This window comes from Myxococcus virescens, from assembly GCF_900101905.1.
GTDB lineage: Bacteria > Myxococcota > Myxococcia > Myxococcales > Myxococcaceae > Myxococcus > Myxococcus virescens.
Window position 1 is genome coordinate 270665 of sequence record NZ_FNAJ01000003.1, and the last position, 22735, is coordinate 293399.

The following is a 22735-nucleotide window of genomic DNA, read 5'->3' on the forward strand; positions in this document are numbered from 1 at the left end:
CATGCGGCACCCCTCTGGCCTCGCAGGGAAACGCCAGAGCCCACCCGGGAAATGCGGGTGTCCTTTCACAGGACACTCCTGAAATTCCTTCAGGAACTCCAGGTGCCACACAGACGAATCCTCCGTCCGGGCGGGGCAGGCAGCCAGGCGTCTCGACTTCACCCACTCTGGGTGGAGCAGGAGGCGCCAGGGGATTTCAGGGACGCCTCCCCGCCTGGGGGGTCGCCAGATGTGGGATGCGGAGCGCAACCCAGGACGTTCCCCTGCATCCAGAGCGGTTCCGACATGTTTCCCCCTACCGGAACGCATATTCAGTGGTAGATCGCCCGCCCATGTCCGAGCCCGACGTCATTTCCCTCAGAGGCGCCAAGGAGCACAACCTCAAGAACGTCTCCTTGGACATTCCCAAGAAAAAGCTCGTCGTCTTCACGGGCGTGTCGGGTTCGGGCAAGAGCTCGCTCGCCTTCGACACCCTCTACGCGGAAGGCCAGCGCCGCTACGTGGAGAGCCTCTCCGCCTATGCCCGGCAGTTCCTGGGGCAGATGGAGAAGCCGAAGTACGACACCATTCGCGGCCTGTCGCCCACCATCTCCATCGAGCAGAAGGCGGCCAGCAACAACCCCCGCTCCACGGTGGGCACCGTCACGGAAGTGCACGACTACCTGCGGGTGCTTTATGCCTCCATCGGGGTGCAGCATTGCCCCAACTGTGGCGTGAAGGTGGGCAAGCAGAGCGCGCAGCAGATTGTCGATGAAATCCTCAAGGCCCCCGCGGGCACCAAGCTCCAGGTGCTGGCGCCGCTGGTGACGAACCGCAAGGGCGAGCACAAGGACCTGCTCGCCGAGGCCCAGAAGCGCGGCTTCTCCCGTGCCCGCATCGACGGCGCGCTCAAGAGCCTGGAGGAGCGCATCGAGCTGGACAAGAAGTCCAAGCACGACATCGCGCTCGTCATCGACCGCGTGGTGCTCAAGCCGGACGTGAAGACGCGCCTCACCGACTCCGTGGAGACGGCGCTGCGCGAGGGCAAGGGCACGCTCATCATCACCGACGAGAAGGGCACGCTCGCCTCCGACCGGGTGATGTCCGAGCTCAATGCCTGCGCCAAGTGCGGCCTGTCCTTCGGTGATTTGACGCCCGCGTCCTTCTCCTTCAACAACCCCCTGGGCATGTGCACGGACTGCAACGGCCTGGGCACCAAGCCGGAGATGGACCCGGACCTCATCGTCCCGGACACGTCACGCAGCATCCGCGATGGCGCCATCGAACCGTGGGCCGGCAGCATGAACCGCGGCGAGGGCTGGACGGCCGACTTCGTGGAGAGCCTGTCGAAGGCCTTCAAGATTGATCTGGACGTGCCCTACGCCAAGCTGTCCAAGCGCGAGAAGGACACGCTGATGTACGGCGCCAGTGGCAAGTCCTTCACCGTCTCGTGGGGCGAGGGCGGCAAGTACAAGATGGAATGGGAGGGGCTGGTCGAGCGCATGATGCGCAACTTCAAGACGACCACCTCCGAGGCGCGCCGCACCGAGCTCCAGAAGTACTTCAGCGACAAGCCCTGCCCGTCCTGCAAGGGCGAGCGCCTGAAGCCGGAGAGCCGCGCGGTGAAGGTGCACGGGCGCAGCATCGTCGAGCTGAGCCGGCTGACCATCTCCGACTCGCTGGGCTTCCTGGGCGACATGGCCCTGTCGGCGCACGAGCGGAAGATCGCCACCGAGCTGCTGAAGGAGATTCGCAGCCGCCTGTCCTTCCTGGTGGACGTGGGCCTGGGCTACCTGATGCTGGACCGGACCGCCTCCACGCTGTCGGGCGGTGAGAGCCAGCGCATCCGGCTGGCGTCCCAGATGGGCAGTGAGCTGACGGGCGTCATCTACATCCTGGATGAGCCCTCCATCGGCCTGCACCAGCGCGACAACGGCAAGCTGCTGCTGACGCTCAAGCGCCTGCGAGATTTGGGCAACTCCGTCATCGTCGTGGAGCACGACGAGGAGACGATGGAGGAGGCGGACTGGCTGGTGGACTTCGGTCCTGGCGCGGGCGAGCTGGGCGGCCAGGTGGTGGCCCAGGGCACGCCGGAGCAGGTCATGGCGAACGAGGCCAGCTCCACCGGTGCGTACCTCTCCGGGCGGCAGGAAATCGAGATTCCCCAGGAGCGCCGCAAGCCGGACCCGAAGCGCAAGCTGGTCATCCAGGGGGCGCAGGAGAACAACCTGAAGAACGTGGACGCGGAGATTCCGCTGGGCGTCTTCAGCGCGATCACCGGCGTGTCCGGCGCGGGCAAGTCCACGCTCATCAACGAGATTCTCTTCCCGGCCCTGGCGCGGCACCTCTACGAGAGCCGTGAATCCCCGGGCAAGCACAAGGCCGTGCTGGGCATGGAGCACCTGGACAAGGTCATCGACATCGACCAGCGCCCCATCGGCCGCACGCCGCGCAGCAACCCGGCCACGTACACCAAGCTCTTCGACAACATCCGCGAGGTGTTCGCGATGACGCCCGAGGCGCGCGCGTTCGGCTACGGGCCGGGCCGCTTCAGCTTCAACATCAAGGGCGGCCGCTGCGAGGCGTGCGAAGGCGACGGCGTGAAGCTGGTGGAGATGCACTTCCTGGCGGACGTCTACGTGCCCTGCGAGGTCTGCGCCGGCAAGCGCTTCAACGAGGCCACCCTGCGCGTGCGCTACAAGGGGAAGAACATCGCCGAGGTACTCGACATGAGCGTGCGCGAGGCGATGGAGCACTTCGGCGCGCACCGCGACATCATGCGGGTGCTGCAGACGCTCCATGACGTCGGCCTGGGCTACATCCGCCTGGGGCAGCCCTCCCCCACCCTGTCCGGCGGCGAGGCCCAGCGCATCAAGCTGGCCCGCGAGCTGGCGCGCGTGGCCACCGGCCGCACCCTCTACATCCTCGACGAGCCCACCACCGGCCTGCACTTCGAGGACATCCGCAAGCTGCTGTCCGTGCTCAACCGGCTGGTGGAGGCGGGCAACAGCGTGCTCGTCATCGAGCACAACCTGGACGTCATCAAGAGCGCGGATTGGATCATCGACCTGGGCCCCGAGGGCGGCGCGGGCGGCGGCAGGATTCTGGCCGCTGGCACGCCCGAGCAGGTCGCCGAGGTCGAAGGCAGCCACACCGGCCGCTACCTGGGCCACGTGCTGACCAAGGCCCGCAGGGCCCGCGTGGGCGTGCGTGTGGACGACCCAGTGCCCGTGAAGAAGGGCGCGCGGGGCTGACGACGCACCGCGCAATGCCTCCTGGAAAAATGGAGCGGGGGGACGGGGGTGCCTTCATTCACCCCCATCCCCTCGCACCACCTTGGAGGAAAGACATCATGGGAAATGATAGGGATATTCCAATGCCTGTCAAACTCAGCCAGGCGACTTGAGTTGTATCAACAAACACACACGCCCATCGGAATGACGCAGGCAGTCGTGCGGGAGATTTCCGGCGTGGGTGCGGCCAGGAAAGCGCCGGGCGGCGCGGCGGGGCCCCTTCGTTCGGTGGAGTCCCGGCGGCCCGTTGGGTAGGGTGCGACTTCTCGGAATCTAGGAGCCCCCACCTTTCGTCACGAGGGAGCACCCCGTCGCATGGCCCAGGCACCCGCCGCGCAGAGCAACAAGTTCCCGCCGCAAATCCCCTTCATCATCGGCAACGAGGCGTGTGAGCGCTTCAGCTTCTACGGGATGCGGAACATCCTCACGGTGTTCCTCATCGACTACCTGCTGCGCACGCAGATACCGGACAACGCGCTGCGGGAGGCTGAAGCGAAGAGCCTGATGCACACGTTCATGGCGGGCGTGTACTTCTTCCCGCTCATCGGCGGCTACCTAGCGGACCGGTTCTTCGGGAAGTACCGCATCATCCTGGGGCTGAGCCTGGTGTACTGCCTGGGCCACGCGTGCCTCGCCATCTTCGAGCACAACGTCACGGGGTTCTTCACGGGCCTGGCGCTCATCGCCATTGGCAGTGGCGGCATCAAGCCCTGCGTGGCGGCCATGGTGGGGGACCAGTTCAACGAGTCCAACAGCCACCTGGTGAAGAAGGTCTTCGCCATCTTCTACTGGACCATCAACTTCGGCTCGTTCTTCGCGTCGTTGTTCATCCCGCTGCTGCTCAAGCACTTCGGGCCGTCGGTGGCCTTCGGCATCCCCGGGGTGCTGATGTTCATCGCGACGTTCATCTTCTGGGCGGGCCGTCACAAGTACGTCCGGGTGCCGGCCACGGGCGCCAACCCGCACAGCTTCTTCAAGGTGGTGGCCAGCGCGCTGCGCAACCGCGGCCAGGGCGGCGGCTGGCTGGACGGCGCGAAGCGGGAGCACCCCGAGGAGGCCGTGGACGGCGTGAAGGCGGTGTTCCGGGTGAGCGCGCTGCTGCTCCCCTTCGTGCCCTTCTTCTGGATGCTCTTCGACCAGAAGGCGTCCACGTGGGTGGTGCAGGCCCGGTCCATGGACCCGCAGGTGGGGCCGTTCACCTTCCAGGCCAGCCAGATGCAGTTCATCAACCCGCTGCTGGTGATGATTCTCATCCCCTTCCTGACGGCCGTCGTCTACCCGGCCTTCCAGCGCTTCGGCTGGGAGCTGACGCCGCTGCGGCGCATGCCCCTGGGGCTGGTGGTGGGCGCGCTGTCGTTCATCATCGCCGGCATCTTCCAGGTCACCATGGAAGGCGGCACGACGCTGAACATCGCGTGGCAGATTCTGCCGTACATCGTGCTGACGCTGGGCGAAATCCTGATGTCCACCACGGGCCTGGAGTTCGCGTACACGCAGGCCCCGCGTGAAATGAAGGGCACCATCCAGAGCGTGTGGCTGGTGACGAACACGCTGGCCAACGCGGCGGTGGCCATCACCGCGAAGCTCAACGTCTTCACGGGCTCCGGGCAGTTCTTCTTCTACGCCGGCTTCGCCCTGGTGGCCGCAGTGGGAATGGCCCTGGTGGCCCGCCGCTACGTGGTGCGCGACTACTACCAGACGTCCGCGCCCATCCCCACCGAGGAGCGCAACGCCGCGGGGGTGACGCCCGGCTCGGCGAAGTCCGCGTAGCCAGGCGGTCAGCCCGCGCGGTGAACGCCGGTGCACCCGTGGGGTGTGCCGGCGTTTGTGTTTCAGGCGTGGCGCCAGAAGCCCGCGAACAGAAACGCCGGCGCCCCCCATCGGGACGCCGGCGTCTGGACTTCAATCAGGGGGGGCGTCCGCGACCGCTCAGGCCGCCGCCACCGAGCCGCCCTGCTGCGCGGAGGGGGGCGCGGAGGGCCTCACCTCGTCCGTGCCGTGCATCATCCGCTTGAGGATGGGCGACACGACGAGCAGCAGCACGCCGGCGATGCCCGTTCCCACGGAGATGTAGAGGAACACGCTGAACTCGCCCAGCTTCTCCGAGTAGCCACCGAAGACACCGGCCAGCTTGTTGGCCGCCGCGTTCGCGAGGAACCACACGCCCATCATCGCGGAGACGATGCGCGCCGGCGCCACCTTGGTCACCATGGACAGGCCCACGGGCGACAGGCACAGCTCACCCATGGTGTGCAGCAGGTAGGCCATCACCACCCACCACGCCGCCGCCTTGCCCGTCGAGGCGCTCTCGCTGGAGGCGCCCAGCATGAAGAGGAAGCCGGCGGAGAGGAACAGCAGGCCCAGGCTCATCTTCACCGGGATGCTCGGGTCCTTGCCGCGCGCGGCCAGCCAGCTCCACAGGCCGGCGAAAATCGGCGCCAACGTGACGATGAAGATGGAGTTGAAGTTCTGGAACCAGGTCGTCGGCACTTCCCAACCCAGGATGCCGCGGTCCACCTTCGCGTTCGTGTAGAGGTTCATCAAACCGCCGGCCTGCTCGAACCCCGTCCAGAAGGCGACGACGAAAATCGCCATGATGAAGATGACGAGGATGCGGTCGAACTCATCGCGGGTGAAGCCCGACTTCTCCGGGGTGCCCGGCTTCGCCTCGGCGGCGGCCACCATCCGCTCCGGCACCAGGCCCACATTCCCCAGCAGCTTATTCTGCATCGACACGAAGGCGATCAGGCCCAGGAGCATGCCCACGCCGGCGGCGCCGAAGCCCCAGTGCCAGCCCACGCGCTCACCCAGCGTGCCGCAGATGAAGTTGCCGAGCACCGCGCCCAGGTTGATGCCCATGTAGAAGATGGTGAAGGCGCTGTCGCGGCGGCCGTCACCGGGCGCGTACAGCCCGCCCACCATGGTGGAGATGTTCGGCTTGAAGAAGCCGTTGCCGATGATGAGGAAGCCCAGGCCCGCGTAGAACATCGTCACGCTGGGCAAGGCCAGGATGAGGTGGCCTATCATCATCAACACGCCACCAAGTACCACCGCCCGGCGCTGCCCCATGTAGCGGTCCGCGATGAAGCCGCCGGCGATGGGCGTCAGGTACACCAGGCCCGTATAGGTGCCGTAGAGGCTGAGTGCGTCCGCGGTGGACCAGCCAAAGCCTCCGTTGACCTTGCTCGTGAGGAAGAGCACGAGCAGGCCACGCATGCCGTAATACGACATGCGCTCCCACATCTCAGTGAAGAACAGGAGGTAGAGCCCTCGCGGGTGCCCCTTGCGGGCATCACCCGCGGCTACGGTGCCTTGCATGCAGGTCGTTTCCTTGAAAAAGGAGAGGTGCGACGAAATGTGGCGTGACTGTAGCAGACACGCGGGCCATGCCCAGGAGGACACCTGAGCGGGTAGGGAATTCCCCTTCTCCGCCGTCCGGCCGCCGTGGGCTCGGGCGGGGCCTTTGCGTCCTGCGTCAGCCCAGGCGGCCGACGCGCGGCTCGGACGCGAGGTCGGGCAGGCCTCCCGTGACCCGGGGCGCCACGGGGCGCAGCGGCAGGCGGACCTCCACCTGCGTGCCCTCCCCCGGAGCACTGCTCAGGGCGATGTTCCCACCGTGCTGGATGATGATGCGGCGGCTGAGCGCCAACCCCAACCCCGTCCCCTCGCCCGCCGCGCGGGTGGAGAAGAAGGGCTGGAAGAGCCGCTCCATGTCCTCCGGGCGGATGCCCACCCCGTCATCATCGATGGTGACGATGGCCTCCTCCGCCGTGTTGGCCGTGGAGATGCGCACGCGGCCCTTGTCGCCCACCGCGCGCAGGGCGTTGTCCAGGAGGTTGAGCCACACCTGGTTCAGGGCGCCTGGGTTGCCCCGGATGGGCTCACTGCAGTGGTACGCGCGCTCCACCTTGACGCCCGACGGCACCTTCCACGCCAGCACGCTCAGGGTGGAGTCCAGCGACGAGTCCAGGGACAGCACCACCGGGGACTCGCTGGTCCGCGTGAAGGAGAGCAGGGATTCGGCCAGGTGGCGGATGCGCTGGCCACACTCCTCCACCACCTCCAGCATGGCCTTGCTCAGCTCCACGTCGGAGGTGCCGCTCGTCAGCATGTCCTTGAGCGGCAACAGCGCGTTCATCAGCCCGTTGAGCGGGTTGCGCACCTCGTGGGCGAAGCCGGACGTGAGCAGACCGATGGCCGCCAGCCGCTCGTTCTCCGCGGCGCGCACCGCCGCCTCGCGCAGGCGCAGCTGGGTTTCGATGCGCGCCAGCAGCTCGTTCGGGCTGAAGGGCTTGCCCAGGTAGTCATTGGCCCCGGTGCCCAGGCCCTCCACCTTGGCCGTCACCTCCTGGCGCGCGGTGAGGAGGATGACGGGGATGTCCACCGTCTGCGGATCATTGCGCAGGGCGGTCAGCATCTGCAGGCCGGACATGACGGGCATCATCACGTCCGACAGGATGAGGTCCGGCCGCTCGCGCAGCGCGCGCTGGCGCCCGTCGTCGCCGTTGATGGCCTCCATCACCCGGTAGTGCTGGGCCAGCAGCCGGGCGAGGAAGCTCCGAATCTCCGGGTCGTCCTCCACCACCATGATGCGGGGCGACTCGGGCCCCGGCCCCGCGTGGTCCCTGGCCGGCGGAGGCGACGCGCCCAGGACATCCGGCCCCGTCGGCTCCAGTGAGGGGAAGGCCCCGGAGATGCGGCGCTCGCGCCGCACGGGCATGACCGCCTGACGGCGCTCGCGCAAGTCCTCGCGGATGTGCGCGGTGCCCTTGGGCAGCCGCACGTGGAAGACGGAGCCCTGCCCCAGCTCGCTCGTCACGGAGATGCCGCCGGCGTGCAGCTCCAGCGTCTCCTTCACCAGCGCCAGGCCGATGCCCGAGCCACCAAAGCGCCGGGTGCCGCTGTTATCCGCCTGGGAGAAGCGGTCGAAGATGACGGGAATGTCCTGCGGGGCGATGCCCTGGCCGGTGTCCTCCACCTCGACGTGCACCTCCAAGTCGTCCTCGCGCACGCGCACCGTCACCCCACCCTTCTGGGTGAACTTCAGCGCGTTGCCGAGCAGGTTCTGGAAGACGATGTCGATGCGCTCGTGGTCCACGTGGACGGGCGTCACCGTGGCGCCCTCCAGCCGCAGCGTCACGCCCTGCCGCTCCGCCATGGTGTGGAACGGCGGCACCACCGTGCTCAGGAAGCCGAACAGCTCCAGCGGCTGGTAGCGCAGCCGCGCCTTGCCCGACTCCAGCTGCGCCAGGTCCAGCAGGTTGTTGATGAGCCGCAGCAGGCGCTGCGCGCTGCGCTCCATGTTCGTCACCAGCGGAGGCACCTCCGATGGCAACGACTCCGCCTGCTTCGCCAGCGCCTCCAGCGTCAGCAGGATGAGCGTGAGCGGCGTGCGCAGCTCGTGGCTGACGTTGTCGAAGAACTCGCTCTTGAGGCGGTCCAGCTCCTGCTGCCGCGTGAGCGACGCCTCCAGCTTCGTATTGGCCTCGGACAGCTCCTGCGTCCGCTCGGCCACGCGGTCCTCGAGCGCCTTGTTGGCGGCGAAGATCTCCTCGTTGCGCCGCTGCAGGTCCTCCAGGGACGTCTGCAGGCCCTGGTGCTGCTCCGACAGCTTCTCGTCCTTGCGCAGCAGGGCCGCCCGCGTGTCCAGCCACGCCCCCGCCGCCACGCCCACCATGCCCAGGGAGGTGACCGCGAAGATGGGGGGCGCCAGGTTCAACGTGCCCGACACCAGGCCGGCCACCATGCCCGCCATGCCGCCCACGATGTAGCGCCACGCCAGGGGCGGCAGGCTCTGCCAGCGGATGTCGTACTCGCAGCAGTCCGCCCCATCCACCTGGCAGCGCAGCTCCTTCACCTCCGCCAGGGGCAGGTTCCAGATGGCGGGGAACGCGGACAGGTTGCCCTGGCGCGCGCGGCAGAAGTTGCGATCTCTTTCGCGGATGCGGCTGACGTAGCGCACCTGCACCCGCGAGTCGGTGAGCGTGTCGATGTGGAAGCCGCCCACCCGGTTGTACGTGTGGTCCAGCTCCAGCGCGCGCTCGTAGACGCTGCGCGGCGTGGCCAGCGCCTTCATCATGTAATAGAGGAAGCCCACCGCCTCCGGACTGGCGATGCTGCGCCCCGCCTTCGTCATGAAGTCCGGATCACCGGAGTCCTTGTCGAGCACGTCGAAGAGCCGCTCGGTGAACCCCACGGAGACGAAGTTGGTGAGCGTCTCCACGTACGCCAACGTCAGCGGCAGCGCCTCACGCTGCCACACCCGCACCAGTCGGTCCCGGCCGTAGGTCCGCTCGTAGTACAACATCACGCTGCGCAGCATCCGGACACTCAGCTCGGGTGTGTCGGGGGCTGACGGTGCGGAGGCCAGTTCCGCGGGGACGGTCAACGCTTCACTCCTTCGGTCGTCAACACCATCGCATATTTGAGGGTGTCGGCGTCGTCCAGGAGTGCGAGGAAGCGTTCACAGAAAGCGTCATAGGGGCCGGCGCCTCCGAAGAAGGGCTCGGCGAGCGGGCGCAGCGTCCGGAAGCGGATGACCCAGTCCTCGCGGAGCCGCGCGTCCACCGCGCCCGCCGCCACGTAGAACGGGGAGATGTGCACGCGCACGTCCACCAACCCGGCCTTGCGAAACAGGTGGAACAGCTTGCGGCCCGCGTGCAGGTCGAAGCGCGCCGCGCGCAGGGCGGCGAGCAGCTTCTGGCTCTCCTCCTGGAGGTCCTCCGGAAAGGGCCAGTTCCACAGCCCCACCCCGTCGATGTCCGCCACCACCACGCGCCCACCGGGGCGGACCACGCGCACCAGCTCCGCCAGCGCGGGGCCCGGCTCTCCCAGGTACTCGAAGACGTACTGGCACCAGACGTAGTCGAAGTGGTCGGCGGGCAGATGTGTCTCCGGCAGCGCGCCCTGACGCAGCTCCACGTTGGGCCTGCCCGCCAGCAGTCCCCGGGCCGCCGCCAGGTGTGCGGCCTGCGGCTCGATACCCACCACGCGGCCGTGCGGCCCCACCACGTCCAGCATCTCCGAGGTGATGACGCCGGGACCGCAGCCCACATCGAGTGCGGCGTCCCCGGGCCTCAGGCCGGTGAGCCTCAGCCGCTCCGCGTAGGAGGTGGCGCTCGCCTGCGCTTGCAGGCGGTGCACCTCCTGGGCCGACTCCATCAGGTAGGTCATGCCGCGATGTCCTTGTCATCCACCCGGCTCCCACCCCGGCCATGGGCCGCCAGCCGCTCGAAGACGGCGAGCAGGTAGGCATTCCAGTCACGCACGAGCCGGCGGTGGGCCGTGAACTCCATCACCTTGCCCAGGTTGTGGAAACCCAGTGCCTCCAGGGCGGGCAGGTCCGCGTCCGAGGCCAGGCACTCCGCGGTGGAGCGGCCGCGCCGGGCCGAGTTCGCCACCGCGTGTGTCACCAGCGCCTGGCGCACGGCATCCGCTTCCCGTGCATCCGGCTCCACGATGACCAGCGAGAAGGCGTTGTACCACTCCGCCCAGAAGAGACCGGGCGACGAGTCCTCCATGAGGACGAACCCCTGGGGCCCGTCCTTGCCCTCGACCATGGCGATGCTGCGCGAGCGCCGCAGCCGCGCGTCCGAGTAGCGCCCGCCCAGCGTCCCCATGGTCATCTCGCCCTCCACCAGGTCCGAGCTGCGCAGCCGCACCACGTCCTGCGTCTCCCGCAGGTGCTGCTCCAGCCAGCGCAAATCGGACGTCTCCGCGGGGCGCACGCGCAAATCGCTCCGAGGCGGCGGCAACGCGGCGTCCACGGGGAGCCGGCACGGCGTGAAGGCATGCAGGCAGCTCAGGCCCGGGCGCTCCAACCGGCTGGCGATGGCGCCGTAGATTCGCGACGTCCACCGGTTGCGGCAACGCCACAGCGCGCGCAGGTACTCCACGTCGTCCAGGCTCTCCGCGTAGTCGGCCGCGAGCGCCACCAGTTCCTGGGAGATGGATTCGTGCCGGTGGTAGCCCGGCCGCACCACCAGGTGCTGCGACAGCCAGGTGCGCGAGTAGATGCGCAGCCCGGAGATGTGGCCGTAGAGCCGGCCCTCGCGCTGATAGACGATGGCCTTGGACAGGCCGTGGATGCCGTTGCCCAGCCGCTGGTGCGCGTCCACCAGCGGCTCGGGCGTCGCCGCCTCGTGAAAGGGGTAGTCGGGAAAGCGGACGTCGGCGGAGCGGAACAGGTCCCACACGTCGGAGAAGGGCAGCTCGGACGCATCCCGCGCGTCGGGACACCGCGCCTTGATGAAGGCGTCCAGGATGGCGGCGCGGGCCTCCGGCGCCAGCTCCAGGATGCGCAGGCCGCAGCGGCGCGGGCGGCTCATGCTGGCGCCCTCCTCCGTCACCGTGAGCTGCCCGGTGTCCTGCACCTGGGCGCGGCAGCGCGAGCGCGTGCCATCTGGCAACTGCAGCATCACGTCGTCCAGCACCAGCCCCGGCGGGAAGGCCTCCCGGCCCGCGTCGAAGGGAAAGGCGAAGCCGCCGGTGTGCAGGTCCAACAGCGGGCGGACGATGGCCTCCCCCGTCAGCGGCGAATTGAAGGACACCGCGAAGGGCCGCTCTGCGGAGGAGCGGAAGCGCAGGCTGTTGCGGCGGTGGTGCAGGCTCAGCGTGCGCGGCAGGGCCACCTCCACCTGGTTCGGCTCCGAGTTCAGCACCGCCGTGGTGCCCACATGGCACACGCCGCCGAAGTCCAGACACAGCCGCACCACGTCTCCTGGATGGAAGAGCGTGCCCGGCTGCGACTGCTCGCGCAGCACCAGGCGGGACTCCTCCGGCAGCACCTCCGCGCGGGAGAAGTCCACCAACCGGTTGCCTTCGTGCGTGCGCAGCCCGAAGCCCACCCCCGCGCGCACGGCGCGGCGCAGCAGGCCGCGGATGCGCACCGAGTCGTTGAGCAGCGGCGCGGCGGAGGAGCGCGCGTGCTCCACGGGGCGCTCCAGCGACACGCCCAGGTGGAAGCCCTGACCTTCGTGCGCGCGCAGCGGGCGCACCATGCGCACCGTGGCATGGCCGGCGCGCAGCACCAGCGTGTCGCCGCGCAGCACCTGGAGCCCTTCCAGCTCCGTGCCCGGCGTGAGCCGCTCGATGCGCACGCTGGACTCCAGGCGCAGGCCCAGTCCTCCCGTGGCCACGTCGAGAAGCCGCGCGCGGAACGTCGTGCCATCCGCCGTGAAGCAGGCCTCCAGGACGCCGTGCGGCTCGCGGCGTTCGGATTCGCGCAGCTCCAGCAATTCCTGGACGGCGCGGCGCAGCGCCGGGCTGGGGTCATCCTCCAGCGTGAAGAACATGTGCCCCGCGGCGGCCACGTCCACCAGGCTGTGGTGGGCCTGCGCATTGTCCCTGGGGCAGAGCACCGCGCGGATGGAGCGCGGGGTGTAGCGCTCCAGGTCCTTCAACAACCGGGGAAAGATGTCCGGATGCGTCAACACCAGCGCGGGAGCGGTTTTCGTGAGGAATTCGACCGCCTCCTGCCGGTTGGAGGCCTCGAGCACTTCGTAGCCATCCAGCAAGGCGCGGAGCCGTCCACGACGCTCCGCCTCCGGATGCACGACCAGCACTGCGCGCGTCGTCACGGTCATATGTCCTCCTCCACCGGGTCAGAGCCGCCTGCTCCCGGATGAACCACTTCACGGGTCGGAATGTGACCGCCAGCCTCCACCGCCCCGCCGGACCTTCCGACGGCGACCCCTCACATTCCCCCCGTGGTTCGAAGTTCCCAGATGCAATGGCCGAACCGCATGCGCGGCGTCCGGCCCGGCTCGCCATCTTACCGGACCTCATGGGGAAGGGAGTGCCCCAGCATGAGGACAGGGCGGATGTTGGAAAAGGGCCGCCCGCTTGATTCGCGGCCACCCGGGCATCAGCGAAGTGGGGCAAACCGCACCCTGGCCGGCACTTCAAGTCCCGGTTAAAGGTGGGACTCGGGAGGTGCCATGCGCGCCGAAGTCGACTACGCGAAGGAAATCCAGGAGTTCAAGCGTTCCATGAACGCAGTCATCCTGGCGCACTATTACCAGGAGAGCGAAGTCCAGGACCTCGCGGACTTCGTGGGCGACAGCCTCGCGCTGGCGCAAGCCGCGGCGAACACGAAGGCAGACGTCATCGTCTTCTGTGGTGTCCATTTCATGGCGGAGACGGCGAAGATTCTCAATCCGTCCCGGCAGGTGCTGCTGCCGGACCTCAAGGCCGGCTGTTCGCTGTCGGACCGGTGCCCGCCGGGAGCCTTCAAGGCGTTCAAGGACAAACACCCGAACGCCTTCGTGGTGAGCTACGTCAACAGCTCCGCCGCGGTGAAGGCCATGAGCGACGTCATCTGCACGTCGTCCAACGCGGTGAAAATCGTGAACCAGGTGCCGAAGGACCGGCAGATTCTCTTCGCGCCGGACCAGCACCTGGGCCGCTACGTGATGAAACAGACGGGCCGCGACATGGTGCTGTGGCCGGGCAGCTGCATCGTCCACGAAATCTTCAGCGAGAAGAAACTGGTGCAGCTGAAGGTGGAGTACCCGGAGGCGGAAGTGGTGGCCCACCCCGAGTGTGAGCAGGCGGTGCTGCGTCACGCGGACTTCATCGGCTCCACCAAGGCGATTCTGGATTACGCGGTGCGTAGTCCGAAGCAGCAGTTCATCGTGGTGACGGAGGCGGGCATCATCCACCAGATGAAGCGGGCCGCGCCGAACAAGACGTTCATTCCCGCGCCGCCGGACAACGGCTGCGCGTGCAATGAGTGCCCGTACATGCGGCTGAACACGCTGGAGAAACTCTGGCGGTGCATGAAGGAGCGCACGCCCGAACTGACCATGCCCGAAGACCTGCGCGAGGGTGCTCGCGCGCCGCTGCAACGCATGCTGGACTGGTCTCAGTAGTCTGCGGATGAACGGCAGCAGCGGACATTTGCCAACTCGCGTCTTGCACCCCGCGAAGCACAATGCGATGGAGCCACCGTGGCCTTCCGATTCCTCGCAGTCCCCGCGCACCGACTGGTGAACTTCCCCCAGACGTTGCCGGACGATGAGCGCCTCGAGCCGGAGCTGCCTCCGGTCCATGAGGCGGTGGAGCGCGCGCTCACCGGCGCTGAATTCCGAGACATGCGAGCCAAGGACAGGCTGCGCACCCTGCTACAGGGGGACCGCCCCCCGTCGCTGGGCGCGCCCGAGACGGGCTTCGGCCCGTCCGCCGTCTTCGCGCATCCTCCCCAGGACCTCCCGGCGCTGCTGCGGCTGGCGGACGAGCTCGAGAACCTGGCGCGCCGCGAGGCGGGTGAGCGCGCCCTGGTGTGGAAGTGCGGAGATTGTGGCGCCCGGTACGCGGTGCCGGTGGCCCTGGTGCGCCAGGTGTCCATCCGCTGCGAGCGCTGCGGCACGCCGGTGGAGCTGGCGGCCACGCGCAGCCTGGGTGAGGAGTCCCTCATCGACCCGTTCCTGGGCGCGGTGAATCACAGCCGCAAGGAGCTGGCCGCCTTCTTCCGCGAGGCCATGGCCCGCGGCTGGCCGGTGCTGGTGGCCGAGGACAAGCGCGTGCCACGCACGCAGCCCTCGGCCTGACGGCGTCCGGCGGAAAACGGGTTCTCGCGCCGCACGGGGGACGGTAGCCTTGCCGGCCCCATGCGGCGCGCGCTCGTTCCTCTCCTGCGATGTCCCCGGTGCCGGCGTGGCGCCCTCCAGCCGGAGGTAGACGCCCCGGTGCTCTTCTTCGGCCCGCTGCGCTGCCAGGCGTGCGGCGCCAGCCACCCGGTGGCCGAGGGCGTCGCCGACCTGGTGGTGGACCCCGCCGCGTCCGGCCCGCTGCAACGTGGCATGGAGCAGCGCTGGGTGGCGCGCTCCTATGAGCGCTACATGCGCCCCGTGCTCCAGCGCGCCCTCACCCGCCAGCCGCTGGATGGCGACAGCGAGTTCGTCCTCTACCGCAGCCTCCTGGGCAAACCCGAAGGCACCGTGTTGGACGTGGGCTGCGGCACAGGGCTGCTCGCGCGGCGGCTGGCCCATGAGCCGGACGCGCCGCCCGTGGCCGCGCTCGACGTGTCCCGCGCCATGCTGGAAGAGGGCGTGGCCCAGGTGCGCGAGGCCGGCGTCGCCGTGGACTTCCTGCGCGCCGAAGCCCCCTACCTCCCCTTCCACGACGGTGTGCTGGGCGCGGTGTTGATGAGTGACGCGCTGCCCTTCGTCGCGGACCTGCCCCGGATGATGATGGAGGTCCACCGCGTGCTACGGCCCGGAGGCCGCTGGGTGGCCAGTACCTACGCTTCGCCGGGAGCGCCTCGGGCGCTGCTCCACCGCGGCGTGGGCCTGCATCCACGCGGGGAGGCCGAATTGCGCCGGGAGGCCGCGGCGGCGGGCTTCGTGCGCTTCGAGCGCGTGTCCCTGCCGTCGCTGCTGGTCGTGAAGGCGGAGAAGGGCTCCGCCCAGACGCCTAGATGAAGATGCCCGCGGACGCGTCGTAGCGCGCCTCGTCGAGCTGCAGGTTCGCGGGCTGGCCGCGCAGCGCGTCCATCACCTGACGCTTGGGCTTCTTGCACTTGCTGCAATCGCACGAGCCCTTCTTGCACGTGCAGTCCGCCTTGCTGCCGCACTGGCACTTGGCGGCCATGAGCGAGTCCAGCACCTCCAACGGGCGCTCCACGCCGCTGGTAGAGGGCTCGGCAGCCTTCGGCGTGGCCTCCGCGGCCTTCGCTTCCGGGGCCGGACGCCGGTGGGCCTCGCAGGCCTCCGCCGCGCCCGGTGCCAGGAGCAGGCCGCTCGCCATCAGCCCTCCGGCCACCCACATTCCGATGCGCGTCATGTTGCTCTCCTCGGGGCGCTCCAGGCGCCCCTGCTCAAACGGCGCCTATACCGCAGCCCTCCCCGACTGCCAAGGCCGACAGCCATACCTTTGTCTACCTGGAAAACAGGCGCTGGCCGGGTTGCAAGGACGGCTCGCCGTGCAGGGAGGCGCCGCGTACAGTCCGCGCCGTCCGTGACGCCCCGACACTCCCGCCTCGTCCATGCCGCCGCGCTCGTCCTGGGGGTGCTCCCCCTGTGGGTGTCGCGCCACCTGCCCCTGGTGGACCTGCCCCAACACCTGTACCTCATCTCCGTCCTGCACCGGCTGGATGACCCCACCACGCTGTACCCGCAGCTGTTCGCCGCGCGTCACGCGCTGACGCCATACCTGGGCTACTACTACCTGGTCAGCGGCCTCAACTGGCTGCTGCCGCTGGAGATGGCCAACCGCGTCTTCCTCTCCGCCTACGTGGTGGGCCTGCCGCTCAGCCTCGGATTCCTGCTGCGCAGCCTGGGCCGGCCCACCTGGCCCGCCCTGCTGGCGCTGCCCTTCGCCTACGGCGACAGCTTCAACTGGGGCTTCATCAACTACTGCGCCGCGCTGCCGCTGACGCTGCTGTGCTGCGGCCTCTTCGTGCGGACGCTGGAAGACACGCCTCGCCGCCGGACGTGGGGCATCGGGTTGGCGGTGTGCCTCGTGGCGGTGCTCCTCTTCCACGTGCAGGCCTTCGGGTTCCTCGCCTTCGGGCTGCCCCTGCTGCTGCTCACCACGCGCGTGCCCGAGGACGCACAGGCCCGGGGGCTCGCCGCGCGGCTGCGGCCTCGCGTGCCCGCGCTGCTGGGGGTGGTGCCCGGCGTCGCGCTGTTCCTCGGCTGGGTGGTGCTTCGCTTCGGCGAGCCCGCGGACATCCAGCCCGGGGTGCCCTGGAAGGCGTGGGGGCCCACGTTCTCTCCACAGAACCTGGCGTGGAAGGGCTTCGAGCAGAACCGCGTCGAGTTCTTCCAGGTGCTCGCCAACACCTTCCGGGATGGCTCGGACCGGTGGGCCCTGTACGCCGTCGGCGTGGTGGCGGTGGCGGGCTGGGTCGCGGGACTGCTGCGGCCGGAGCGCTCCGCCACCCAGGGCCTGGTGGCGCGCTCGCGGCTGATGGGGCTGGGCCTGCTGGCCCTGGCGCTCTACTTTCTGCTGCCCTTCGACATCCGCGGTTACGTCTACTACCTCAACACGCGCTACGCGCACCTGGCCGCGGCCCTCCTGGTGGCCACCGTCCCGGCCGCCATTCCCGCGTGGCGCAGGCCCCTGCGCGTCGCCGCCCTGGCGTGCGCACTGGTGCTGGCCTTCGTCATGGCGCGCGGCTACCGCGCCTTCTCTCGGGAGGCGCAGGCCGAATGGGGGCCGCTGGTGGCCGCCACCGCCCCGCGCCCCCGTGTCATGGGGTTGATGTTCGACCCCAGCTCCCGGGTGGTGCGACAGCCCGTCTTCATCCACAGCGCGGCGGTGCTGGCCCGGGCGCGCGGTGGCGTGCCCAACTTCACCTTCGCGTCCACGCCGCACTCCCCGCTGCGCTACACCGGCGAGGAGCCCCCCACCTTCCCCTCCGAGTGGCGGCCGCAGCAGATGGACTACGAGCGGCAGGGCGTCTGGTACGACCACTTCCTCGTACGCGGTGCGTCACCGTCGCGAGTGTTCGGTCCGCGGCTCCCATCCGAGCTGGCCGTGGTGGCGGAGCCGGGCAAGAGCGCGCTGGTGCGCCGGCGCTGAGTCCTCCGCCGCTCGCGGCACTGTGGCCTGGTGGGCGCAATCCCCGCGCGGGGCATGCCCCGGGGCGGGCGCCGTGCAGTAGAAGGTCCGGTATGAGTTCCTCCTCTTCGGACCCTCGCTCCCTGCTGGATGCCTTGCGCTCCGGCGCGCCGCTGCCCTCCTTTCCCGCCGAAGCGGTGGAGTCCGCCCGCGCCCTGGCGCGCGACGTCTCCCAGGCCGCCCTCGCCCGCGTGGAGGCCCTTCCGGAGCCCCTGGCCCTGGCCGTGCTCGAGGCTGCTGTGTCAGACGGGAACACCGTCCTGCCGGAGGCCCTGGCGTCCTCGTCGGTGAAGCCCCTGGTCAAGGCCGCGAAGAAGGCGCTGTACCAGCTTCGCTCGCGCGGCGTCGCCGTGGCCGGGCCCGCGCGTGCCACCCCGGCCGAGCCGCCCCCCGCCGCCGCCCCCGAGGCCCTCAACGCGCTCGCCAGCGCCGTCACCGGTGACGGCGAGCGAGCGCTCGTGCTGGCGCGGGTGCTGCGCGGCGCGGGCGTGGAGGTGGTGCAGATGCAGCTGTCCGACGAGCGCGGCGTGGTGGCGCTCCAGTTGGGCGACAGGAATCGCGCCACCTGGCGGAAGCTGGTGAAGGACGGGCTGGCCCACGGCGGCATCGTGGAGCTGCCGCCCGAGGAAGCCGCGGCCCTGCTGGCCGAGGCCGCCGGCACCAACCTGCGCACCCGCACACCCTTCCCCAAAGGACTGGACGTGGTGCTGCGCCACTTTGGTGTCCAGCCGCAGCAGTCGCCCACCGAGCTGCCTCCGCCCGAGCCCGAGGACCTCCGCCGCGCGCAGGAAGCCGACGTCCTCCACGACACCGTGGAGCTGGCTTCGTGGCTGCCTCCGGAGCCCGACATGCGGGTCCTGGTGCAGAAGATGGACGAAGTGGTGCAAAGCCCCCTGTCGCTGAGCGACGTGCAGCGTCAGGAGCAGCTCCAGGCGGCGGTGCTCGGCGTGGCCCGGGACTTCTTCACCCCCGAGGTGCGCCAGCGCTACGCGCTGCGGCTGTGGCGGATGGCGGACTACTTCGAGCGGAGCAGCCGCCCACGCGAGGCGGACATCGCCCGGGCTGAGGCCCGCCGGCTCTTCCATGGGGCCCAGGAGCCCTTCTCCCGCTTCGCCGAGCGGCTCTTCGAGAAGGTGCTGGCCCTGGTCGCCGCCGCCGGGGCGCGGGCCGGTGCTCGGCCCGGCGCGGACACCGGCCCCGCGGAGGCCGCGCCTGCCCCCACGCTGGAGCGGCGCAGCCCCGGCGGGCTCATCATCCCCTGAGCACAGGGGACCCACGCGCGGCCACTCAGGCCGGCGTCACGCGGGCACGCAGGAGCAGGTCCAGATTCTCTCGCTCCCACGCGAGGGCGCGGGCGTAGTCGTGGAACTGCTTCTCGTGCTCCATCAGCTCGGGCGGGTGGATGCAGCGCCGCCCGTCATCGCCCTTCCGCGTCCGGTACACGTGGTGGAGCATCTCGTGGAAGACAATCCACTCCACGAAGTAGCGGGGCACCACCGGCTGATCCAACGCCGGGTGGATGCGGATGACCTTCGAGTCCGCGGAGTAGGAGCCCATCTTGATGCTCTTGCGAGGCCCCTTCACCCGCGGCGCCGGGCCGTAGGTGATGGCCGCGTCGATGCGGCCTTCGAAGTAGCGCTCGTTCAGCCGGGCGTAGATGCGCTCCAAGTCGTGGTGCTGCCCCACGGGCTCCAGCCGGATGCGCTTGCGCATCTGCGCCGGAGACAGGCGCCGAATGTAGACGCGGTTGCGCTCGATGAACTTGTCCAGCAGCACGCTGGCGTCCGGGTCACCCTTGCGCACGAAGCTGGCGAGCGCCTGCACCACGTCGTCCGGAGCGACCAGGAACATGTGGTGCAGCCGAAGCCGCCACATGGCCCGCTGGCGTTGGAACGTCAGCATGGTGTGCGTGTTGTCGTGAATCTCCAACGCCACCTTCGCGCGCAGGCGCGTGCGCAGCCGGCGTTCGAGCACGCGACGCCAGACCTTCAAGAGCCTGTTGGGCTCGGGGACGAGGGGAACCTGCCGGGCCACCCGGCCGGCCGTGTAACTCCGCTTCCTGATTACGTTTTTCTGACTCTTCGGGCGCGCCATAAGGGTTCCGGATTCTACGGACCCGTCTGACATGTGTAAACGCGCTCGGGAAGGCGAAAGCCCTGGAATTCCAACGACTTAAGGCCACTCAAGCCCACCAGGGCCCACTTGTCCGCCGCTGGGGCAGGATGCCGCATACGCTTCAAACGCCCGATGTCACTGGCGTCGCTTCTTGCATGGAATCTGCAGGACGAGCGGCCCCTCGCTCGCCGGCTCTATGAGGTAGGGCTTTGTACCCTTCGGCTTCCGACGCCCCGGGCACTGGTAGCTCACCCGGATGGGGCCCGCGGGCAGCGAAACCAGGGTGTTGATGGGGAGGCGCTCGCCCCCCTCGCGCCGCAGCACCGTACGGGCGGGGGCATCGAAGCGGACGCTCACCCGAGAGACTTCAGCGGTGGCCGCGAGCGGCGCGTCCGCGTTGGCCTCAGGGGACGCTGTTGCTCGCGGCTCCGGAGGCTTCGCCGATTCAGTCGGCGCCGTCGCTTCCGGGCGTCCGTCGTCTTGCGCCACGGGGGGCGTGTTCGTGAGTGTGGAGGCAGGCAGCGCCTGTCCCGTGGCGGGCAGGACGACGGGGGACGCCGTTCCCCGCGGGTCCAGCGCGCCGACCGACAAGTCCTGAGGCTGCCTCGCCGATGCTCCGTGCGCGCCGCCCCAGAACCACCACGTCAGGCCCATGCCCAGGGCGAGGAGCCCCACGACGCACGCGACCACCAGCGCCACCGGACGCTTGCGCTCGGGCGGCATGGCCCGCGTGTCGGCGGTGAACTCGCCCGAGTCCCCGCCATAGCCCATGGTGGACTCGTCATCGTCCGGATCATCCCGGAGCGTGGGCCGAGGGTCGGTGTACTCCAGCGAGGACTGGCTCAGGTCGGCATGGAGGAAGTCTTCGTCATCCTCCTCCTTGTGCCGGCCGCCTCGGGACGGCGGCGGGCTCCTCGGTGGCTGCGGCCGCTGATTCACCGTGGCGGGAGTCAGGGAGACGGACTGGGAGAGCTCCAGGTCCAGCGAGAGTGCGCGACGCGGAGGCACCGGCGTGATGGACACGGAAGGAGCCGCGTCCTCCTCCGGCGGAGGGGGCCGGCGCGAGGCCGCCACGTGGGAGGGAGACGACGGGCCGGGGCGACGCGTGCGGGACGGCTCCGCCACGCGCGCGGGAGGAGGCGCCATGTGCGGCGAGGAGCGGCGAGCCGGAGCCGGCGGTGTCGACGCAGGACGGGATGGAATGTCTCTGGGCCGACTCCGCTGCGGCACGGTGGACTCTCCGTCGCCGATGTCCAGGTCCTCCACCACCGGCGCCGTGGCCCGGTACCCCACGGGCGAGGTGGCGACGGCGGTGGACATCTCCGAATCCTCGTCGTCGTCCTCCGCCTGGAGGGCAGGCAGGTCGCGCGGGCGCGCCATCAGCGTGGCGGGCTCCGGCTCGTCACCGGAGAAGGACACCGGCACCGAGTCCCTGGAGGCGCGGCGAGGCGTGGGCCGAGCGGTGAGGCCGGGCGTGAGCTGCGCGCTGGGCACCGAGGCCAGGTCGGACTCGGGCGTGGTCGAGGACAGCGTGGGGGCGGTGGACTCCAGCACGGACGGGCGCCGCGGCGGCTCGGCGTCCTGGGAGAGCCGAGCGCCCTGCAGTGGCACGGTGGCTTCACGCCGGCCGGGGCCCTTGGCCTCGGGGATGTGGAGGATGGTGCGCTCCTCCTCCTCGCCCAGCAGCCGGCCGATGTACTCCGACACGTCCAGGCTCTGCCGGAGGGTACCGGAGGCGAGGAAGGCCTCCAGCGCGTCGTGCACCTCCGACGCGCGCTGGTAGCGCAGGGCGCGGTCCTTGGTGAGGCAGCGCATGACGATGCGCGAGAGCGCTGGCGGGTAATCGTCGCGAAGCAGGTGCGGCGGCGACGGGTCCTCGTAGCGGATGGCGTAGAGGATGCCCTCCGTCGTCGGCTTGGCGAAGGGCTGCCGGCCGGTGGTGATTTCGTACAGCATGGTGCCCAGCGCGAAGATGTCCGCGCGGTGGTCCAGCCGCTCCTGCGACACCTGCTCCGGCGCCAGGTAGAGGAACTTGCCCTTGATGACGCCCGGCTTGCTGCGTTCCATGAACGCGCCCGCCTTGGCGATGCCGAAGTCCACCAGCTTGACGCGCCCGTCGTAGCCGATCATCACGTTCTGAGGGCTGACGTCGCGGTGGATCAACTCCAGCGGGCGCCCATCCACGCCGCGGCTGTGGTGCGCGTAGTCCAGGCCGGCGGCCACCTGCGCGCAGATGCGCGCGGCCACGCCATAGGGCACCGTGGCGCCGAACTTGGACTCCTCGGCCATGACGCGCCGCAGGTCCACGCCCTCCACGTACTCCATGGCGATGAAGATGTTGTCGCCCTCCTTCCCCAACTCGTGCACCTGCACGATGTTGGGGTGGTGGAGCTGCGCGGCGATGCGCGCCTCGTCCAGGAACATCTGGACGAACTCGGGCTCCTCCGAGAGGTACGGGAGGATGCGCTTGAGCACCACCAGTTCGGGGTCCGGCGGCCGCTGAGACAGGAACAGCTCCGCCATGCCTCCCACGGCGAGCCGCTTGATCAGCAGGTAGTTACCGAACGGAATGGCCGTCTGGGGCGAGCTCACGAAGAAAGGCCGTCTGTCTGAAGGTGAATGGACTGGACTTTTCCGGAGCTTACCCACAATCACCGGCTCCTGGGAGCCAGGGACCCGCATCGGTGGGTTCCGGACACCCACCCCGCCTTCCGGGCCCAAAAAGAAGCCGCCCCTCCCCGGGTGGGCGAGGGGCGGCTCGTTACGAACCCGCGATACGAAAC

Annotated in this window: 14 protein-coding genes; 7 read left to right on the plus strand and 7 right to left on the minus strand. The window is 69.3% G+C overall.

All coding sequences use genetic code 11. The features are described from left to right. Nucleotides 1-332: 332 nt before the first annotated feature. Both uvrA and BLU09_RS11430 read left to right on the plus strand, forming a co-directional pair. Nucleotides 333-3233 carry an excinuclease ABC subunit UvrA gene (uvrA, locus tag BLU09_RS11425; RefSeq protein WP_090489210.1) on the plus strand — a complete coding sequence of 967 codons (2901 nt, stop codon included), beginning with the start codon at nt 333-335 and terminating at the stop codon, nt 3231-3233. Nucleotides 3234-3587: 354 nt separating this feature from the next. Then, nucleotides 3588-5042, plus strand: coding sequence for a POT family MFS transporter (locus tag BLU09_RS11430; RefSeq protein ID WP_090489212.1), 1455 nt, complete (start codon nt 3588-3590; stop codon nt 5040-5042). Between the two features lie 159 nt (nt 5043-5201). On the opposite strand, the gene BLU09_RS11435 is transcribed toward BLU09_RS11430, so the two are convergent. The 4 genes from BLU09_RS11435 to BLU09_RS11450 form a co-directional block, all read right to left on the minus strand. Then, nucleotides 5202-6590, minus strand: coding sequence for a peptide MFS transporter (locus BLU09_RS11435; protein ID WP_090489214.1), 1389 nt, complete (start codon nt 6588-6590; stop codon nt 5202-5204). A gap of 157 nt (nt 6591-6747) precedes the next feature. Next, a complete protein-coding gene (locus BLU09_RS11440) occupies nt 6748-9660 on the minus strand; it encodes an ATP-binding protein (RefSeq protein ID WP_090489216.1) in 2913 nt (970 codons plus the stop codon). Continuing rightward, nucleotides 9657-10445: a methyltransferase domain-containing protein gene (locus tag BLU09_RS11445; protein WP_090489218.1), complete on the minus strand. Its 789-nt coding sequence runs from the start codon at nt 10443-10445 to the stop codon at nt 9657-9659. Before BLU09_RS11445 ends, BLU09_RS11440 begins: the two co-directional genes overlap by 4 nt. Beyond that, nucleotides 10442-12856: a hypothetical protein gene (locus BLU09_RS11450; RefSeq protein ID WP_090489220.1), complete on the minus strand. Its 2415-nt coding sequence runs from the start codon at nt 12854-12856 to the stop codon at nt 10442-10444. Before BLU09_RS11450 ends, BLU09_RS11445 begins: the two co-directional genes overlap by 4 nt. A gap of 354 nt (nt 12857-13210) precedes the next feature. Between BLU09_RS11450 and nadA the strand changes: the two genes are divergently transcribed. The 3 genes from nadA (at nt 13211) to BLU09_RS11465 (ending at nt 15694) form a co-directional block, all read left to right on the plus strand. Next, complete coding sequence (gene nadA, locus BLU09_RS11455) at nt 13211-14143, plus strand: quinolinate synthase NadA (protein WP_090489222.1); 933 nt, start codon at nt 13211-13213, stop codon at nt 14141-14143. Between the two features lie 78 nt (nt 14144-14221). After that, nucleotides 14222-14821, plus strand: coding sequence for a zinc ribbon domain-containing protein (locus BLU09_RS11460; protein ID WP_090489224.1), 600 nt, complete (start codon nt 14222-14224; stop codon nt 14819-14821). Nucleotides 14822-14959: 138 nt separating this feature from the next. Further along, a complete protein-coding gene (locus BLU09_RS11465; protein WP_090489225.1) occupies nt 14960-15694 on the plus strand; it encodes a class I SAM-dependent methyltransferase in 735 nt (244 codons plus the stop codon). Here the strand turns inward: BLU09_RS11465 and BLU09_RS11470 are convergent. Then, a complete protein-coding gene (locus BLU09_RS11470) occupies nt 15687-16055 on the minus strand; it encodes a metallothionein (RefSeq protein ID WP_090489227.1) in 369 nt (122 codons plus the stop codon). The two genes, BLU09_RS11465 and BLU09_RS11470, sit on opposite strands and share 8 nt — an antisense overlap. A 174-nt stretch (nt 16056-16229) precedes the next feature. Here BLU09_RS11470 and BLU09_RS11475 point away from each other — a divergent pair, with 174 nt between their 5' ends. Next, entirely contained in the window at nt 16230-17798 is a 1569-nt protein-coding gene (locus BLU09_RS11475; RefSeq protein ID WP_186817709.1) for a hypothetical protein, read from the plus strand. A gap of 92 nt (nt 17799-17890) precedes the next feature. Beyond that, complete coding sequence (locus BLU09_RS11480; RefSeq protein ID WP_090489231.1) at nt 17891-19099, plus strand: hypothetical protein; 1209 nt, start codon at nt 17891-17893, stop codon at nt 19097-19099. 25 nt (nt 19100-19124) lie between these two features. Here the strand turns inward: BLU09_RS11480 and BLU09_RS11485 are convergent, their stop codons facing one another. Next, entirely contained in the window at nt 19125-19871 is a 747-nt protein-coding gene (locus BLU09_RS11485; RefSeq protein WP_090489233.1) for a hypothetical protein, read from the minus strand. A gap of 216 nt (nt 19872-20087) precedes the next feature. Continuing rightward, entirely contained in the window at nt 20088-22544 is a 2457-nt protein-coding gene (locus BLU09_RS11490) for a serine/threonine-protein kinase (RefSeq protein ID WP_090489236.1), read from the minus strand. Nucleotides 22545-22735 lie beyond the last annotated feature (191 nt).

Bases quoted from the DNA above. Each gene is read 5' to 3' on its own strand.
- uvrA (WP_090489210.1), top strand. From the start codon at position 333: ATGTCCGAGCCCGACGTCATTTCCCTCAGAGGCGCCAAGGAGCACAAC.
- BLU09_RS11430 (WP_090489212.1), top strand. From the start codon at position 3,588: ATGGCCCAGGCACCCGCCGCGCAGAGCAACAAGTTCCCGCCGCAAATC.
- BLU09_RS11435 (WP_090489214.1), bottom strand. From the start codon at position 6,590: ATGCAAGGCACCGTAGCCGCGGGTGATGCCCGCAAGGGGCACCCGCGA.
- BLU09_RS11445 (WP_090489218.1), bottom strand. From the start codon at position 10,445: ATGACCTACCTGATGGAGTCGGCCCAGGAGGTGCACCGCCTGCAAGCG.
- BLU09_RS11450 (WP_090489220.1), bottom strand. From the start codon at position 12,856: ATGACCGTGACGACGCGCGCAGTGCTGGTCGTGCATCCGGAGGCGGAG.
- nadA (WP_090489222.1), top strand. From the start codon at position 13,211: ATGCGCGCCGAAGTCGACTACGCGAAGGAAATCCAGGAGTTCAAGCGT.
- BLU09_RS11470 (WP_090489227.1), bottom strand. From the start codon at position 16,055: ATGACGCGCATCGGAATGTGGGTGGCCGGAGGGCTGATGGCGAGCGGC.
- BLU09_RS11480 (WP_090489231.1), top strand. From the start codon at position 17,891: ATGAGTTCCTCCTCTTCGGACCCTCGCTCCCTGCTGGATGCCTTGCGC.